Genomic DNA, 17,775 nt, shown 5'->3' on the forward strand with positions numbered 1-17,775 from the left:
CGTCTCTGCGGTAATTATTGGCCAGCTGTGTTCGCAGGGCTTGTAGAATTTACCGTCATTCTGTGGAATATGTTGCTCAGAAAGGCGTTCGCGGAAAATGGTACTTTTTAGTATTGAAATTCACACATAAATAGTAACTTGAAATGCTTTCTCAATATCTTATATATACAGATGCATTTCTCGGTACACAAAAAAATACGCCTAGGCTTTTTCATCGCATTTACGGTCATCGTGGCCGCCTCCGTATTTTCTTACCTGGTGGCCAAGAATCTGCTGGATAATGCCGGCCGGCTGAATCATGCCATTGAGGTATCCAAGCGGCTGGAAGTGATTACCCGGCAGCTTAAGGAGGCCGAGGCGGCCATCAGGGGGTACACGCTTACTAAAGACAGCTCCTTCCTTGACCCCAGTATGCAGGAACGCAGTAACAGGATTGAAAGGGAATATCTCCTGCTCCGGAAAATCACGTCTGACAACCCTGTGCAGCAAAAGCACCTGGACACGCTTCGCCGGTTACTGGCTATCAAATACCAGCAACTGCAAATGGGCGCAGAAAATTCAACCCAGATAAAACAGCTTTCAAAAGTGAAAGAAGGGGAAAAATCGATGGATCTTATTGATAAAAAGGTGCGTGATATGACCCGGATTGAAGAAAGCCTGGTACAGGAAAAATCGGAACTGTTTCATTTCTTTGCCGTGATGTGGGTACCTATGATCCTCATCTCTTCACTGGTAGCCATTCTGATAGGTATTTACTCCTATATCACCTTAACCCGGGAATTCAAATTGCAGCTGCATATTGAAAGCAGGATGAAATCGTACCAACGCGACCTGCAGCAGAATATTTCCCTGCTGAACAAAACCAACCAGGAGCTGGAACAATTCGCCTATGTGGCTTCGCACGACCTGCAGGAGCCGTTACGCAAGATATCTACCTTCAGCGACCGGCTGCAGATAAAATATAAAGAGCAGCTCCCGCCGGATGCCATCCAGCTGATAGACCGTATGGTATCTGCTGTTTCGAGGATGCGGGTGCTGATCAATGATCTTCTTGTTTTTTCCAGGGCGGGCCGTATTACCCCTGAGAGCATTACTCCTGTAGACATGAACAAGCTGTTACAGGAAGTGATCAGCGACCTGGAGGTGACACTGGAGGAAAAGAATGTACAGGTAAAATATGACCAGCTGCCTGTAATTGAAGGCAGCGATACCTCTTTTCACCAGCTGTTCCAGAACCTGTTGGCCAACTCCATTAAATTTGCCAGTCCCGACAGGCGCCTGGAAATCAATATCCATCACCAGCTGCTGCTGGGGAAGGAATTGGGGATTGTGAAGGAAAGCCGCTGGGACGACAGCTATTGCCGTATTAGCATTGAGGACAATGGTATTGGTTTTGAGCAGACTTATGCCGACCGGATATTTCTTATTTTCCAGCGCTTACATGGCATCAGTGAATATTCGGGCACAGGTATCGGACTGGCTATCTGCAAAAAAATTGTAGACAGTCACAACGGTTTCATACAAGCCTATGGCGACCCGGGGAAGGGCGCCACCTTTGTTGTTATTTTGCCGTTAAAACACAGAAACAGGAATAATGAAGCTGCTGATTAATAAAGCTTAGCACCGTTATTGCTGTAATTTTTTGTCTTTAATTGCCAAATTCTCTAATCTCTTACGATGAACGATCGCCCGATACACATTCTAATGATAGACGATGACGAAGATGACTTCTTTCTCGTAACTGAACTACTGCAAGATATTTCACCGGGGCAATATTTATTGGAATGGGCACCTACTTACCAGAAAGGATTGGCGGCTATAGAAGAAAGCACACATGATGTGCTCCTTGTAGATTACCGGCTGGGACCAAATACCGGTATAGATATTCTTCGCAGGTTAAACGAAATGCCTCATCAACCACCGGTAATCATGCTTACCGGGAAGGGGGATTATAATATTGACCGGGAAGCCATGCAGGCAGGTGCCTATGATTACCTGGTGAAAGGCGAAATGACGGCCGACCTGCTGGAGAGGTCCATCCGCTATGCGCTCGATGAATTTAACCATCGCCGGTCTATTGAAGAAAGTGAAAAAAAATACTATGGCATTTTTGAAAAAGCGCACGACCTGATAGTACTGGCCGATTGCGACCGGAATATTATTGACGCCAATCCAGCAGCCTTAAGAACCCTTCACTACAGCAGGGAACAAATACTTAAACTGCATCTGCGCGATCTTTTTATTTCCAAAGAACAAAGTGAGAATTTCCTGGATAACATCTGTAACAGTGGTATCGCCAATTCACAGGAATATGATTTCAAAACTGCAGATAACAAAAAACTGGTAGTGCTGATCAATGCGGTAATGCTGGATGAAGCCGCACAAATATTTCTTTGCGTGATCCAGGACATTACAGATAAAAAAAGGGAAGAACAGGAGAAACAACACCAGGAAAAGTTTGTGATCACCGGTCGCATTGCCAGGGTGATTGCCCATGAGGTAAGAAATCCGCTTACTAACATCCTGCTGGCGGTAAGCCAATTTAAGGAAGAAGAGCAGGTGGTGGCTAATGATGATACGCTGATGTATACAGATATCATTGAGCGCAACTGTACCCGGATTAACCAGCTGATCACAGAACTGCTGCACAGCACCCGCATGATTGAGCTGCATGTGGAGCCGCATGGGATCAATGCACTGATAGAAAAAGCACTGTTACTATCCAACGACCGGCTGCAATTAAATGAAATGCGGGTGGAAAAGGACCTGGTAGCTCCTGATGTAATGATCAATGCAGACGAGGAAAAAGTAGTTATTGCATTCCTGAATATTATTATCAACGCCATTGAAGCAATGGTACCGGGGAAAGGTGTGCTTACCATCACTACCGCGCTTAGCCAGGACAAGGTGAAACTGATGATCCGGGATAACGGTTCCGGCATTGCGGAAGACAAACTGGCGCGTTTATTTGATCCTTTCTATACCAGTAAGGCGAAAGGCACCGGGCTGGGGCTTACCAGCACACAAAATATCCTGTTAAATCACAAAGGAACGATACACGTAGATAGTGAGCAGGGAAAGGGGTCGGTGTTTACGATAGCTATTCCTGTACTGGGATAAATTCATTTCCCGGCAAACAGGCGTTTACCGGGAAATAAAAGAAAACATAATCAGTAATTTATATTCAGCAGCCTCAATTTATTATAGAGGGTTTTACGATCTATATTCAATACCTGCGCTGCTTTTGTTTTATTATACTTCACTTCTTTCAGCACATTTATAATCTTATTGTATTCTGCCTGCAGCGCTACTGTTTTAAGGTCATTCTCATTGGAGATAAGCGCCAGTTCACCGGATACATGTACTTCCTCCGGAACCTGGTTAAATGATTCCTTCATTTCCAGAGGTAATGCTATCATGGTAATATCTTCCATCTCCGGCGTAAGCAAACAGGCTCTCCTGATCACATTTTTCAATTCACGGATATTACCTGGCCAGTTGTATTGCTGGAAGCAATCCCACACTTCAGAAGAAATTTTACCGCATGATTTATCCAGTTCTCTTTCCACCTGGTTTACAAAAGCGGTGGTGAACAGTGGAAGATCTTCCCGGCGCTCTCTTAAAGGCGGAATATAAATAGTGAATTCATTCAGACGATGGAAAAGGTCTTCCCTGAATTTGCCGCGCTGTACTGATTCAGAGAGCTTTTCATTGGAGGCTACTATGATGCGTACATCAATCGGTACTTCCTTTAAGCTACCCACCCTGCGTATTACTTTTTCCTGCAGCACACGCAGCAGGGCTACCTGTATATCGTATGATAAATTGGAGATTTCATCGAGGAAAAGGGTACCGCCCTGTGCCTGTTCGAAGGCGCCAATTTTGGTATTGATAGCGCCTGTAAATGAGCCTTTTTCATGACCAAACAATTCGCTGGCCGCCAGCTCCTTGGAGAGGCTGCCACAATCAAGCGCCACAAATGGTTGCTGGCTTCTTTTACTGTGATGATGGATAAGATGGGCTACGGATTCCTTACCGGTCCCGGTTTCCCCAAAAATGATGACACTATAATCAGTAGGCGCCACCAGTTTGATCTGTCTTATCAGCTCTTTTGCGCCTTCGCTTTCGCCATAAACATACTTATTGTTCTTGTCGTCCTGGTTACGCGACAGTAATGTTTCCCGTACTACTTCAGGCTCGCTGCCAGACTCCACTGGTCTGGAGGCTCGTCTTTCCTGTTCGGCCTCTTTATGGGCAAAGGCTTTGTGTACGAGGTTCAGGATCTCATCAGGGTACAAGGGTTTGGAAAGATAATCGTATGCACCATTTTTCACCATTTCCACAGCTACTCTTACATCTGTATAACCGGTAATAATGATAACAATGGTAGAAGGATTTATCTGGTGGATATCCTGCAGTAATTGTGCGCCATCCGTGTCCTTCAGCCTGTAGTCGCACAGTACAAGATCATAGGTTTTTTCCTTCAGCATTTTGAGTGCAGCACCGCCTGTCATGGTGGTATCTACATCAAAACCGTGTTTCCCGAGAAATTTACTCAGTAATGTACAGATGTTAATTTCGTCGTCTATAATTAGAATATTTTTCATACTTCTTTAATATAGTGGTAATTGGCAACTGAATAGCTGGTTAAAATTACTGATTATAACTAAAGTCATTCTCAGCTTTTTATTTTGTTATTTTGATACTCCCCATCAGTTCATCCACATTTTTGAGGCTGAAAGGTTTGGCCAGGAAAAATGCAGCACCGGCCTTAAGGGCGGTTTGTTTTTCCATTGCATTGTCATAAGCACTGATAGTGATCACAGGAAGCGTAGGACAACGTTCCTTGATCACCGGCAATGCTTCCAGGCCCGATCCGTCGGGCAGATGGATATCCAGGAACAGGAGGTCGGGCTGATGTTTGAAAATGGATCTCATCCCCTCCCCCAGTTCATGTACATATTTGACACTATATCCATGACGTACAAGCGTTAATTGCAATAATCTGCATATATCAGGCTCATCGTCTATAATCAATATACTGGGATACTTCATGCTATTGTCAGTTGTAGCCGAGTCGGACTGGCGCCAGGCTGTTTTGTTTTGGTCTAACATACTTATGCTTGTTCCATTGTTCCATTAATAATCTGGCAATCAGGTAACATACGGTAGACTCGGCGCCCTGGTTCTGGTTTATATTATTTTTCTCCAGGCCATCATAACAACCGTAAGTTAATGGATTATAAACAAGTTGTTTAAGGTGATTATTACCCAAATACCAACTGAATGCCAAACGCATTTTTTCCAGATATGAATTATTTTTTGTGGTGTTGTAAAACGTATTCAATGCCAGCATGGTATATGCAACTTCGATTGACTGCTCTCCTCCGTCTTCCTGTTCTCCGGTACTGTTCCTGTGGTACCAGGTTTTATTACTGATCACCTTCATATGGCTGTCTGTGAAGGTTTTGCTGCACAGGAAAGCGAGGCTGTTCTCTGCGGTCTGACGGTATGCTTCTATTCCGGTTACCTGATAGGCCATCATCATGGCTTCAGGCAGCACAGCGTTACCGTAAGTTAGGTAGGATTCATACCAATGCCAGTTTTCATCTGCCTCCTGTTTATAACGTTCATACAATTTTGCTGCCAGACGCTGCAGGATTTCCATAGTTGCCTTATCGCCGGGCTTGTAGCTAAGGAAATAATACAGTCCTTTTATGGTGAAGGCCATTGCCCTGGGTGAATTCAATGATCCCATCCAGCTGAAGCACTTGTTAAATATGGCCAATACATCCTGTACGGCATCAAAAGGGAGGTGCCGGTGCGAAGCAAGGGCGTAGCCCAATGCCCATACAGCGCGGCCATTGGCATCTTCCAGGTTTACTTCATCATTCATTTTATTGAATGCGCCGCCAACATCCACATAATTGAGGAAGTTGCCTGAAGGCTGCTGGCAGTAACGGATAAAATCGATGTATTTGCGGGTCAGCGCGTTCACGAAACTGGTGGATTTCAATTCACTGGCGTACATACAGGTAGCAATAAGCGCCCTTGCGTTGTCGTCCAGTGTGTATCCGAATGCAGGATCAGGGATATCGTGCCTGGAGAACTGCAGCATTCCCACTTCATCTGTCATACGGTCTATATGATCCAGGTAAGGCGGTGGCAGGTTTGGCAGGATCTTGTCTTCCGCCAGTGCTTCACTGATCACGCTCATGTGTGCAATGGCCACGTTTTCCCAGATAGAGTTGCGTGTTTTTTCAATGGCCAACCGGCTCATTTCCTCGCGCAATGCGGGGTTACCGAGCAACTCGAGTGCGCAGGCTGCGATTTGTTCCGGATTATTAAAATCCACCAGGCAGCCCACCCCGTTTTCCAGCATTTCGCGGGCTTGTACAAAGGAAGTGGAAATCACTGCGCAACCTGCGCTCATGGCGTAAACGAAAGTGCCGCTTACAGCCTGGTGCGGGTCTTTGGATGTAAAAAGATATATATCTGTAAGTGACAGATAGTCGAGTAAAGTTTTGAGGGAGAGATAATTATTCACGAATCTCACATTCTTTTCCAGGCCCAGTTCCTTCACCAGGTTTTCCAGTGATTCCCGGTATTTTTCCCCTTCCCTGGCGCATATCACAGGATGGGTTTTTCCAAGCACCAGGTAAATGGCATCGGGATATTGTTTCACAATGTCTTTCATTGCCCGGATACCTGTTTCTATACCTTTATTTTCGCTGAGAAGTCCAAAGGTGCTCAGCACCATCCGTCCTTCCACATTATACTGTTTTTTCAGTGCCTGTACATCTTCCACGATATGGGCATGGGTGCCGTGCGGGATGTGTACAATCTTTTCCGCCGGTACATGGTATACCTCGTGCAATAAATCTGCAGATGAGCGGGTCATTACAATCACCTTTGCCGCAAGGGCGCTGATAAGGCTTACTACTTTAGTGCATTTATTATCCGGGTAAGGCAACACTGTATGGAACCTCACCACAAAAGGTTTGTCCAGTAACGATAACATGGCCAGGAGATTATGTCCGTACTCTCCTCCATACAGGCCAAATTCATGTTCAAAACAAACCAGGTCTATTTTATCATTTTCATTTATTTTCTGCGCAAAATCAATACAGTTGTCAATATCGAATGGATTTACCGAATACGTGACAGGTGCTTCCTTGGCATTGGCGGGTTTCCCCGATTCTTCCAATGCAGCCACCTCAATATTCATATTCCCGGTAAAGTTCTTATTCATTGCATTCACCAGGTCTTGCGCAAAAGTTGCTATCCCACATTCACGGGGCGGATAAGAAGTAACAAAAAGCAGGGTTCTAATCTTCATGGTAAAAATTTTATACTACGCTGTTAACACTAACCAAGTCCTCAATTTCCCGGATCGGGACATAGGAAGATTCAAATATTAATCCAATGCCTGCTGCGTTGTGTTTCCACGGCATAGTCCGCCAGGAAGCGTAGAATAAGTTCTACACATTTGGGTCTGGGTCCACAGGTAGTGGCCGGAAAAAATAACCCGCGGTCTTTACATTCTATTAACAGTGCATATAATCATAATTGCTTACAATTGTAATATAATTTACTCACAAATGCGATATACTGGCACAAATGTCAATACAATTAAGAAAAAAGCGGTCAAAAATGTTCTTTTGTCCATTTCAGCTTATTTTAGCTGAAGTAAACACCCAGGCTACCATTGAAGAGCAAATTTTAACCATTCCATTTCTCATTTAAACCACCCGCCGTTATGCGAAACATTGCATGTACATTTAATGTAGATGGTGTACCTACCAAAGTCTGTTTGAGAAAACTTCCGCGCCAGCGGCGCTTTCAGGCCATTATTGACCGTAATATCACTGAGTATGTTATTTCGGATGAGACAAACCAGATTGAGTATTATGAGGGGCCGGTGTTAAACGAATATCTTTTTACCCGGATTGCCGGCCTGATTAAGCAGTATTTCCCGAATGTACGGGCCATTATGAAAATCGGGGAAGATAATTATGAGGACTATGATGATTATTAAGCTGCTGCAGGGGCTGCCGGCCGGGGATGACCGGCAGCCTCCCACTTCTATATTATATAAACCCTTTTTCGAGCGAGAGAAAAGCCTCTGAAGGATGCACCTGCTGCCATAAGATAGCATACACCGCCTGGGCAACCGGCATATAAGCCCCAATACTCCGGTTCATTTCGTGCATACATTTACTGGCATAATAGCCTTCTGCAATCATGTTCAGTTCCAGCTGAGCGGCTTTTACACTGTATCCCTTCCCGATCATATTACCAAAAGTACGGTTACGGCTATGCAATGAATAACAGGTAACGAGCAAATCGCCCAGGTAGGCGCTGGCGCTGTGGCTATGCATTATGGGTTCGGTGCCGGCCACCATGGCTTTCTGTTCTTCATATTTCTCCAGGAAGCTTTGCATTTCCCTGAAGCAGTTGGTAATAAACACACTCAGGAAGTTATCTCCATACTCCTGCCCGTGCGCAATGCCTGCGCCCATGGCATAAATATTTTTAAGCACTGCCGCCAGCTGCACACCTATTACATCCGTATTTACAATTGTTTGCAGGTAACTGCCGGTAAATTTATCGGCCAGCGCCTGTGTGGAGGCCAGGTGCGTGCCTGAGAATGTTAGATAGGAAAGCTTCTCACTGGCTACTTCCTCCGCGTGGCAGGGCCCCGTAATAGTGAAGTACTGGCTGGCAGGTAAATTAAATTGTTTGTGCAGGTATTCTCCTATCAGGTCGTTGGTACTTGGCACCAATCCCTTGATGGCAGAAATGACCTTTTTACTGATCAGCGCATCCGCAGGCAACATACCTAATACATCTTCCAGGAAAGCGCTGGGAACAGCCAGTACCAGCTCATCGCAGGCTGCCACAACAGCTTTCAGGTCACTGCTCAGGCTTAGCAGGCTTGTATCGAAATATACCGAGGTGAGATAGTGTTTATTGTGATGACGCAGCTGCATATGACGGATGGTTTCTTCATTTCTTATCCACCAATGTATATGATGCCCGTTATCTGTCAGGATCTTGGCCAGGGCGGTGGCCCAGCTGCCACTGCCTATAATTCCGATGCTCTTGCTCACAATGCAAATTTTTATGCAATGTAATTAAAAAGCAATAAAGCAGTTTTGCCTACAGCCCCTAAAAGGGGAAGGGAAGGCTGAGCAGCCTTCCCTTCCTTATATAAAATTATGTATCTGCATTATTTGGCCGGGCCTTCAAACAGCTCTGATTTTGGCACTACCTTTACTTTTTTGCCGTTTTCCAGGGTACGGGAAATGGCAGTATAAGGAGCGCTGATCACCTGGTCGCCCACGCTCAGGCCGGAAGTGATCTGGATCCAGGCATCGTCCTGTACACCGGTTTTAACATGCACCATCTTAATGGTACCATCCTTTTGCAATACAAATACTACTTCGTTTAACACAGGTTTTGTATCGGCAGAGGAACCCGGGGTGGTATTATCCTGTTGAGGCGCCTTTTTATCACCTTTGGAAGAATCGGTATCGCGTGTAGTAACTGAGTTAATAGGAATAGCGAGTACATTATTTACATGCCTGGTTTGGATATCCACGCTGGCGCTCATACCAGGGCGGAAAGGAAAGGTCTTTTTGTTTTTATCGAGGAGGTCCTGATAACTTTCCTGCAGGATGCGGATATGTACAATATAACTGGTTACCTGCTCTGCGGAGGAGGCAGTGCTCACGGTAGCTGTGGCAGCGCCTTTGCTGGAGCTGGCAATTTGTGTTACAATTCCTTTAAACTGGCGGTTATTGTAGGCATCCACTTCAATGATAGCGGTATCGCCGTATTTTACTTTGGGGATATCATTCTCACCTACATCTACCTGTACCTCCATTATATTCATATCGGCAATACGCAACATTTCGGTACCTGTCATCTGCGCAGTACCTACCACACGTTCACCTTTCTTTACAGAAAGCAGGGAAACGATACCTCCCATAGGTGCGGAGATAGTGGTACGGCCCAGGTTCTTATTGGCTTCATTCAGGTTGGCCTGTGCGCTGGCAACGGCATACTTATTTCCATTGATCTGTTGCACGGCTGCATTATAATCTGCCAGCGAGGCGAGATAGGTTGCTTCCGCCGTTTCAAACTCCGACCTTGAAATCACTTTCTGGGCAAGGAGCTCCTTGTTCCTGTTATAAGCGGCCTTGTTCTGATCAAGGCGGGCTTTAAAGGAGTTGAGCGCTGCGGCCGAATTGGCCAGCTGGGCCTGTGTTTGGCTCATAGAAGCAGCAGCCTTGTCTACCATCGACCCATAAATGTCAGCGTATATCCGTGCCAGTACCTGTCCTTTCTTTACGGAATCTCCTTCCTGGATAGGCAGGTCTGTAATCTCACCGGAAACGTCGGAGCTAACTTTTACTTCAACCTCAGGGTAAATTTTACCGCTGGCGGTAACCACTTCTATAATATTTCTATTAGAAGCCTTGTCTACAGCAACTTTAATTCCTTCTTCCTTACCAATAACCCCGGCCCCTTTCAGTACCAGGACCAAAATAACGAGTGAACTAAGTATGCCTATGAACCAATAAAGTTTTTTCTTCTTCATAAAGCAATTTATTTCCCGGGAGGGCTACAGTGATATTTTCTGATCCCGGTAGAATTCCAGCAATTTCATTTTAAAGATGTAGTCGTACTGTGCGAGCACTTTATTTACCTGCGCATTGTACAACTTACTTTGTGTTGTGATATAATCAATGGTGTTCATCAAGCCCAGGTTAAAGCGTTTGGTAGCAAAATCATACGCTTTCTGGGCGGCCATTACCCCTGTAGCAGACGCGTTAAACTTCTGTAAAGCGGCTACTGCATTGGCATGTGCGGTGTAAATATCCTGTCTGAGCTTCTGGTGGTCCAGGTCCCGGATCAGTTCCTGGCTGTATATATTTACTTTTGCTTTTGCAACGGTGGTGCGTTGCTGCCATCCGTTAAAAATAGGAATGTTAAGCGTTAAGCCAATGTTTTTCCTGTAGGTATTGCTGATCTGGTCGTGAAACGACAGTACTTTGGTTTGCGCAAGATCCTCGTAATAGTTATTGGCGTAGTAAGTACTGAGGCCGCCTCCAATGCTCAGGTTGGGATACAGCTGTGCTTTTGCCGCCTGGTATGCCCTGGTGGCGCTTTTGATCTTCAGCTCATCCGATTTTACCAGCGGATAGTTTGTTAAAGCGGCGCTGTACACCATTTCCGGCGCCATTTCCTGTAAGGCAGCCATTGGCAGAGAAGCAATATTTTCAGGCACCTCCGGGGTAAACGGAATTTCGAATCCCAGGTTGAGATAGGCTTTCATCTGCAGAATAGACAGCGTTACATTATTCTGGGCGGTAACCAGGTTGCTGCTGTCGAGCGCCAGCTGTGCTTCCAGGTCGGCCTGGTTGCTTTCCGGTACAGAGCCCGCGATCACCAGTTTCTTTGTATTATCCAGGTTGGAATTGGTAAGCCGTACATTTTCTTCATTTACCTTCTCTGTCTGGATATTAAGCAGTATCTGAAGGAAAGCGGTAGCTACATTGAACGCGAGGTCGTTCCTTGCTTTTTCCAGCAGGAAGCTGTTCGCCTGTGCATCCAGTTTATTGGCAGCAATCGTTTTCTGCTGGTAGAACCAACTGAAAAGGTTTGCCTGCATATTCAGGTTTCCACTGGAGTTAAACACGGTTTGGTTAACATACTGGTTATCGCCCAGGCTGGCACTTCTACCATCCGTATAACCACCTGTTACTGACCCGCTGAAACCGGGGATCATCTGGAGGCGGCTTTGCCGTAATGTAAGGTCTGCCAGACGTTTCTGTACTTCCTGTTGTTTAACCGTCAGGTTATTTTGCAGTGCATAATCCACACAACGTTGTAAACTCCACGTATCCTGCGCTTCAGCGGATGTTATGTTAGCAAACAATAAAACCAGGATTGCTCCTGCTATTCGGGATATTCTCATAACATTCCAAAAATATAATAATTGTGATGATAGTTTTCCACCCTTCTTGATAGAAGGCAAAAATTTAGTAGGTATGGCAGTATACCTCACTAATTGAGTGTACAACATAATCTTTTTTTTACAGAATTCTTAAAACTGATCCGCCTTTATTATGACTGAATATGCCCATCGCGGATCTGGATGATACGATTGCCATAAGTGGCATTCAGGTCTGAATGGGTTACCTGTACAATGGTAATTTTATCCTGTTCATTCAGGTGCTTAAACAGCTGCATGATCACTTTAGCCTGGTCGGAATGCAGGTTACCGGTAGGCTCATCTGCCAGTATCACCCTGGGTTCTGCTACAATAGCACGGGCAATACCCACCAGTTGCTGCTGCCCGCCCGACAGCTGGTTGGGGAACAGATCTTTCTTAGCCACCATATTAAAGCGGTCCAGTACATCCGCCACCCGGCTTTTCCTTTCTGATGCAGGTATATTCTTATACAGTAAAGGCGTTTCTATATTCTCATATACGGTCAGCTCATCTATAAGGTGATAGGCCTGGAACACAAAACCAATGGATCCCCTGTGCAACTGGGTCCGTTTTTTTTCGTTCATCCTGTCTACACGCTCTCCCTCAAACAGGTATTGTCCTTCAGATGGTTCTTCCAGCAATCCCATAATATGCAGTAAGGTGGATTTTCCGGAGCCGGAGGGTCCCATAATCGATACAAACTCGCCTTCATTTATTGTAAGGTCAATATCTTTCAGGATGTAGTTTTTTCCGAATCCTACCGGGTAATGCCTGGAAATTTTCTGCAATTGTATCATGATAAGTAATTTGTTTTTATTTGTGTTGATATTTCTGCATATCGGCTCAGCAATATAATTAAAAGTAGCTGTCCGGGTTACTCAGATTTTAATGCGTTGACAGGGTTGCCCGATGCCGCCCGGTTGTTTTTATACTTATAGTGGCCAGTGCCGTTTATTCTGATCTCAGGCTTTTAACCGGGTTCATTAGTGCCGCTTTCACCGATTGTAAACTTACCGTCAGCAAAGCGATCACTATAGCTATACACCCGGCCAGCAGGAAAGTACCTGCGCCCAGGCTGGCATGATAAGCAAAGCTTTCCAGCCATTGATGCGTAACATACCAGGCAAACGGCGAAGCAATACAAAGCGCTACCAGCACCAGTTTAATAAAGTCTTTTGACAACAGCGCCACCACGCTCGCAGCGGAAGCGCCCAGCACCTTACGGATGCCCACCTCGCGGGTTCGTTGTTCTGCAGTGAATGCGGCCAGCCCCAGTAAACCAAGACAGGAAACAAGGATAATAACAATTGAAAAGGTTGATAAAATGGTACCGGTCCTGAATTCCGATTTATATAAGCTGTTAAAGTCATCATTCATAAAATGATACTCAAAAGGCACTGCAGGAAGATATTCTTTCCAGGCCTTCTCTATTCCTGCGATTACCTGCTGCTGGTTATCGCCGGAAGTTTTGATGAGTACTTCCCCGAACCATTCGTATTCCGGGAAAACAATAATGGGTTGGATTTTGCTTTTCATGGAGGCAAAATGGAAATCTTTCATTACTCCTTTCACGGTCCCTGCGCGGCCATTCATCACCATCCGTTTTCCTACGGCAGCTTCAGGTGTCCACCCCAGCTGCTTTACAGCGGTTTCATTGAGAAAGAAATGGTATACCCGGTCTTTATCTTCCTTTAAAACATCCTGTATATCGGCATCGGTCAGGCTGGCGCCGGAAAGCAATGAAATTCCCATTGTTTGCAGGTAGTCCTTTTCCACCGGGATGGCGGTAATATTCATACTGTAATCTGCCGGTTTCCCTTCCAGGCCGGCAATGCTATAGCCGCCTTCAACTGATACCGGCGAATCGTACGAAGCGCTCACCTGTTTTATGCCCGGTTGCTGCAGCAGCCGGCCTTTGAAGGCGGCCAGCATCTGTGGGGTAAAATTTTCGCCCGACAGTACCAGTACCTGCGACCTGTCCAGTCCTATCTTTTTATACTGGATATATTTTAACTGGTTGCCCACCACTAATGTGCAGATGATAAAAAACACGGAAGCTGCAAACTGGAATACTACCAGGCTTTTCCGGATACTGCCGCCGGAAGCAGGTATCACCCTTCCTTTTAATACCTGTACCGGCCGGAAACCGGAAAGGAACAGGGCCGGGTAGGTACCCGCGAGCAGCGTGGTACAAAGAAAAATGCCGGTCAGCCAAAGGTAAATATGGTAACTGCCTGTTCCCAGTTTCAGGGAAGCACCTGCCAGGTTATTGAACGCCGGCAGCAATACAATGGCAAGGATCACCCCCAGGGTCATTGCACAAAAGGTGATCAGCGTTGATTCGGCAATGAACTGCCAGAACAGCTGCCCGCGTATAGCGCCGAGCGCTTTCCGGACACCTATTTCGCGGCCTCTTTCCGCTGAACGGGCCGTGGCAAGGTTCATAAAGTTTATACACGCAATCAGTAACAACAAGGCTGCAATAATGGTAAGAATATAATTATAACGGATATCCCCACCCCTTTCAGTTGAATTCCCGGCGATGGAATGAAGATGGATACCCGGTACAGATTCCGGCACAAAAGCAAGCGTAGCGCCGCTACGGGCAGCACTTCCCATCTGTTCCTTTACCAGGTTGGCCAATCTCCCCTGCAATGCAGTGGCCGTGGCATTACTGGCCAGTTGAACATAGGTGTAGTCATTCGCTGAATTCCAGTTGGCTTGTCTGCCCAGGGAAGCATAACTGGCTACGAAATCAAACTTCAGGTGGGTATTGGCGGGTGCATCTGCCGCAACTCCTGTTACCTGGTATTCTTTCTTATTATTGATCTTCAAAAACTTCCCTACAATATCAGTGGATCCAAAATACTTCCTGGCCATCGTTTCAGAGAGTACTATCATATTGGGGCCATTTAACACAGTAGCTGCGTTCCCGGCAATCAGCGGGAAAGAAAACATGTTGAAGAAAGCCGGATCAGCATAAATGAAACGCTTTTCGTTCATCACTTTATCGCCATTGGCCACCGTGGAGGAGGAAGGATATACCCTGGAGATGTATTTCAGTTCCGGGAAATCTTTCATCACCGGCGCCAGGCCATTAGGGGTGAGCGCAGTGTGCGTAACCTCCTGGTCTTTTTCCCCGTAATCAAGTCGGATACGATATAATTCAGCTGCATGGGCATGAAAGTTATCATAGGTCCATTCGTTCCGGAGGTACAGGGCCAGCAGAATGAAACAGGCAATGCCTGCAGCCAGACCAGTGATATTGATCACGGAATACAGCTTACGTTTCATCAGGTTCCTTACAGCAGTTTTCAGATAATTACGCCACATCATAATGTGATTTAAGGTTAATCCCGGGATAAACTTTTTACAGGGTTTGCCAGCGCAGCTTTCACCGATTGCAGGCTCACTGTTATAAATGCAATGCATACTGCCATCAGGCCGGCTATTCCAAACACCCACCAGTGGATAGATGTGTGGTACTCAAATCCTTCCAGCCAGCGCCGCATAAAATACCAGGCTGCCGGAGTAGCTATCAGTACCGCTACCAGCACCAGGCGAAGGAAGTCTTTCGATAATAACAATACAATGCCGCTTACAGAGGCTCCCAGCACTTTCCGGATACCGATCTCTTTTTTACGGTGCGCCATTACCAGTACCGCAATGGCAAATAATCCCATGCAGGAAATGATCACTGCGAGCACAGCACCACTCATAAATATTTTTGAGAACCGCTGTTCCTGCCGGTACAGGCGTTGTGCGTTTTCATCAAGAAAAGACGGGTCGCTTTCTGCCAGCTCGTTAATGCTTTTCCAGCTTGCGCCGATCTTTTTCAATGAAGCCACCGGATTGGATGTTTCTACTTTTACAAAAATGTAATTCAGCGGAGCGTTCAGGGTCATCACCAGGGGATCAATTTTCTTATGCAATGATTCAAAGTGATAATCTTTCACCAACCCGATCACGTGTACCGGCGGTTCATCTCCCATACTAAAGCTCAGCCCCACGGGGTCTGTTACGCCCAGCTGCTTTGCCATCTGCTCGTTGACCACTACGGCGCTGCTGTCTGTTCCGTATTCCCTGGAGAAATCGCGGCCGGATAATATTTTCAGGTCCAGCGTTTTTGCATAGTTATAATCTACTGCGAGATACTGGGTGTTTACATGGCGGTCTTTATAAGTGAAACCACGGGTCCAGTTACCGGAAGATCCATCTTTTCCCAGACCCAGGTTCAGCATACTGCCGCTCACACTTTTTACCTCCGGCATCTCTGTAAGCCTGTTCTTCATAGTGGCAACGTCTGACGGTGTGGCGTTATCAAGTGGAATACTGATTACCTGGGAAGTGTTATACCCTAACGGAGCCGACTGTATGAAATTAAGTTGCTGCCAGATGATGGAAGTACAACTGATCAGCACCACCGCTACCATGAACTGTACGATGATAAGACCGTTGCGCATACCGTTGCTTTTGCCCAATCCCAGTTTCCCCTTCAGCACCTCCAGGATATTGAGCTTTGCCACTCTCCAGGCGGGGTATCCCCCAGCCAGCAGGGTAACCAGGAAGAAACCGCCTATGGTACCGGCTATCACCCGTATGTTACGGAATATGCCCAGCGCAATATGATGCCCAAACACCTTGTTGTAATAAGGCAGCAGGAATACCATGAGGCCCAGGCTCAGCACCAGTGCAAAGCAGCATAACAGGAATGCTTCCGCCCAGAACTGGAGCATCAGCTGCCCGTTTTGCGCGCCCAGCGATTTTCTCAGCCCTATTTCACTACTGCGGGTGAAAGACCTGGCAATGGAAAGATTTATAAAATTAATAGCGGCAATACCAATGATCAGTGTAGCAAGGATGATCATCAGCCAGGGATAGAATTTATTCAACCCGCTATAAAAAGTACTGTTTGCATCAAGATGGAAATCTTTCAGTGCAATGCCTTGCAGGTAAAAAACATCTTTACCATTGTTACCAACCACTGCATTCTTCTGAAGATCTTCTATTTTCCCTTTATAATATTTTTTTACTACGGTATTTATATTTTTTTCGAAAGAAGTTTTACTCGTTCCCGGTTCCAGCTGAACAAACAGCGGGTAATTGGATGCGTTCCAGTCGTTTTTAGTGGCGTTGTATTCCGGATCATTCTCAAACCTGGTGAGCAACTCGAAATAGATGCCTGAGTTATCCGGGATATCTGATGCTACAGCGCTTACAATGAAAGGCTGCCATTTCCCGTTCAGGTTCAGTTCCACGGTTTTTCCAACAGGCTCCGCATCTTTAAACAATATCCCGGCAGCACGCGCTGTGAGCACTATCTGGTTCAGCTGCTGCAATGCGTTATTCTTATCTCCCTTTACTATAGGAAAGGTGAACATCTTCAGAAAATCATTATCTACCAGCTGGGTACTCAGGTAATAGTGATTAGTGCCATATCTTACAGGCACATTACTTCCTGCTATAAAAGTGACATGCTTCACACCGGGTACTTCTTTCTGTATGGCTACAGCCAGCGGCTTCGACATACTGGAGCCGGTTCTTAGCTGTCCGCCTGCATCTTCAATCCCAATCAGCTGGTATATATCTTTCCCATTCTTATGAAAGTTATCGAAGGTCCATTCCCTGTATGCCGTGAGCGATAAAAGCAATGCAGCGCACAAGGCGGTACTCATTCCTACCACGTTAACTGCAGCAAACACTTTCTGTTTCCGCAAATTCCTCCAGGCAATCTTTAAATAACTTTTTAACATACGGGTATATTTATAGTG

General features: G+C 45.9%; 12 protein-coding genes. 3 read left to right on the forward strand and 9 right to left on the reverse strand.

Features of this window, described 5'->3' with window-relative positions; all coding sequences use genetic code 11:
• Positions 1-171: 171 nt before the first annotated feature.
• Positions 172-1,611, forward strand: coding sequence for a sensor histidine kinase (locus ABIE50_RS01935; RefSeq protein WP_209856566.1), 1,440 nt, complete (start codon positions 172-174; stop codon positions 1,609-1,611).
• A gap of 66 nt (positions 1,612-1,677) precedes the next feature.
• Entirely contained in the window at positions 1,678-3,120 is a 1,443-nt protein-coding gene (locus ABIE50_RS01940; protein ID WP_209856564.1) for a hybrid sensor histidine kinase/response regulator, read from the forward strand.
• A 50-nt stretch (positions 3,121-3,170) separates the two neighbouring features.
• Here the strand turns inward: ABIE50_RS01940 and ABIE50_RS01945 are convergent, their stop codons facing one another.
• From ABIE50_RS01945 to ABIE50_RS01955, 3 genes are all read right to left on the reverse strand, one after another.
• Positions 3,171-4,607: a sigma-54-dependent transcriptional regulator gene (locus ABIE50_RS01945; protein ID WP_209856562.1), complete on the reverse strand. Its 1,437-nt coding sequence runs from the start codon at positions 4,605-4,607 to the stop codon at positions 3,171-3,173.
• A 79-nt stretch (positions 4,608-4,686) separates the two neighbouring features.
• Positions 4,687-5,115, reverse strand: a complete 429-nt coding sequence (locus tag ABIE50_RS01950; protein WP_142684758.1) for a response regulator — start codon at positions 5,113-5,115, stop codon at positions 4,687-4,689.
• The gene (locus ABIE50_RS01955) at positions 5,063-7,339 is read right to left on the reverse strand and encodes a glycosyltransferase (RefSeq protein WP_209856559.1); all 2,277 of its coding nucleotides are present in this window, start codon (positions 7,337-7,339) and stop codon (positions 5,063-5,065) included. The genes ABIE50_RS01950 and ABIE50_RS01955 overlap by 53 nt, the downstream gene beginning before the upstream one ends.
• Positions 7,340-7,759: 420 nt before the next feature.
• Here ABIE50_RS01955 and ABIE50_RS01960 point away from each other — a divergent pair, with 420 nt between their 5' ends.
• Positions 7,760-8,038: a hypothetical protein gene (locus ABIE50_RS01960; RefSeq protein WP_142684756.1), complete on the forward strand. Its 279-nt coding sequence runs from the start codon at positions 7,760-7,762 to the stop codon at positions 8,036-8,038.
• 52 nt (positions 8,039-8,090) lie between these two features.
• Here ABIE50_RS01960 and ABIE50_RS01965 read toward each other — a convergent pair whose 3' ends face one another.
• The 6 genes from ABIE50_RS01965 to ABIE50_RS01990 all read right to left on the reverse strand — a co-directional run bounded on the left by ABIE50_RS01965 (position 8,091) and on the right by ABIE50_RS01990 (position 17,757).
• Positions 8,091-9,113: an NAD(P)H-dependent glycerol-3-phosphate dehydrogenase gene (locus tag ABIE50_RS01965; RefSeq protein ID WP_209856557.1), complete on the reverse strand. Its 1,023-nt coding sequence runs from the start codon at positions 9,111-9,113 to the stop codon at positions 8,091-8,093.
• Positions 9,114-9,232: 119 nt separating this feature from the next.
• Positions 9,233-10,606, reverse strand: coding sequence for an efflux RND transporter periplasmic adaptor subunit (locus tag ABIE50_RS01970; protein WP_209856551.1), 1,374 nt, complete (start codon positions 10,604-10,606; stop codon positions 9,233-9,235).
• A 24-nt stretch (positions 10,607-10,630) separates the two neighbouring features.
• Positions 10,631-11,986, reverse strand: a complete 1,356-nt coding sequence (locus ABIE50_RS01975) for a TolC family protein (protein ID WP_209856549.1) — start codon at positions 11,984-11,986, stop codon at positions 10,631-10,633.
• A 149-nt stretch (positions 11,987-12,135) separates the two neighbouring features.
• Positions 12,136-12,801, reverse strand: coding sequence for an ABC transporter ATP-binding protein (locus ABIE50_RS01980; protein WP_142684752.1), 666 nt, complete (start codon positions 12,799-12,801; stop codon positions 12,136-12,138).
• A 154-nt stretch (positions 12,802-12,955) separates the two neighbouring features.
• Positions 12,956-15,337 (reverse strand): ABC transporter permease, encoded by a 2,382-nt coding sequence (locus ABIE50_RS01985; protein ID WP_209856547.1) that lies wholly within the window; start codon positions 15,335-15,337, stop codon positions 12,956-12,958.
• A gap of 17 nt (positions 15,338-15,354) precedes the next feature.
• Entirely contained in the window at positions 15,355-17,757 is a 2,403-nt protein-coding gene (locus ABIE50_RS01990; RefSeq protein WP_209856545.1) for an ABC transporter permease, read from the reverse strand.
• Positions 17,758-17,775: the final 18 nt, after the last annotated feature.

Origin of the sequence: Chitinophaga sp. OAE865, assembly GCF_040546735.1 — a bacterium.
Taxonomy (GTDB): domain Bacteria; phylum Bacteroidota; class Bacteroidia; order Chitinophagales; family Chitinophagaceae; genus Chitinophaga; species Chitinophaga polysaccharea_A.

What these genes read in the sequence shown, in the direction of transcription:
- ABIE50_RS01940 (WP_209856564.1), top strand. Translation starts at nt 1,678, where the DNA reads ATGAACGATCGCCCGATACACATTCTAATGATAGACGATGACGAAGAT.
- ABIE50_RS01975 (WP_209856549.1), bottom strand. Translation starts at nt 11,986, where the DNA reads ATGAGAATATCCCGAATAGCAGGAGCAATCCTGGTTTTATTGTTTGCT.
- ABIE50_RS01945 (WP_209856562.1), bottom strand. Translation starts at nt 4,607, where the DNA reads ATGAAAAATATTCTAATTATAGACGACGAAATTAACATCTGTACATTA.
- ABIE50_RS01935 (WP_209856566.1), top strand. Translation starts at nt 172, where the DNA reads ATGCATTTCTCGGTACACAAAAAAATACGCCTAGGCTTTTTCATCGCA.
- ABIE50_RS01980 (WP_142684752.1), bottom strand. Translation starts at nt 12,801, where the DNA reads ATGATACAATTGCAGAAAATTTCCAGGCATTACCCGGTAGGATTCGGA.
- ABIE50_RS01990 (WP_209856545.1), bottom strand. Translation starts at nt 17,757, where the DNA reads ATGTTAAAAAGTTATTTAAAGATTGCCTGGAGGAATTTGCGGAAACAG.
- ABIE50_RS01950 (WP_142684758.1), bottom strand. Translation starts at nt 5,115, where the DNA reads ATGTTAGACCAAAACAAAACAGCCTGGCGCCAGTCCGACTCGGCTACA.
- ABIE50_RS01970 (WP_209856551.1), bottom strand. Translation starts at nt 10,606, where the DNA reads ATGAAGAAGAAAAAACTTTATTGGTTCATAGGCATACTTAGTTCACTC.
- ABIE50_RS01960 (WP_142684756.1), top strand. Translation starts at nt 7,760, where the DNA reads ATGCGAAACATTGCATGTACATTTAATGTAGATGGTGTACCTACCAAA.
- ABIE50_RS01955 (WP_209856559.1), bottom strand. Translation starts at nt 7,339, where the DNA reads ATGAAGATTAGAACCCTGCTTTTTGTTACTTCTTATCCGCCCCGTGAA.
- ABIE50_RS01985 (WP_209856547.1), bottom strand. Translation starts at nt 15,337, where the DNA reads ATGTGGCGTAATTATCTGAAAACTGCTGTAAGGAACCTGATGAAACGT.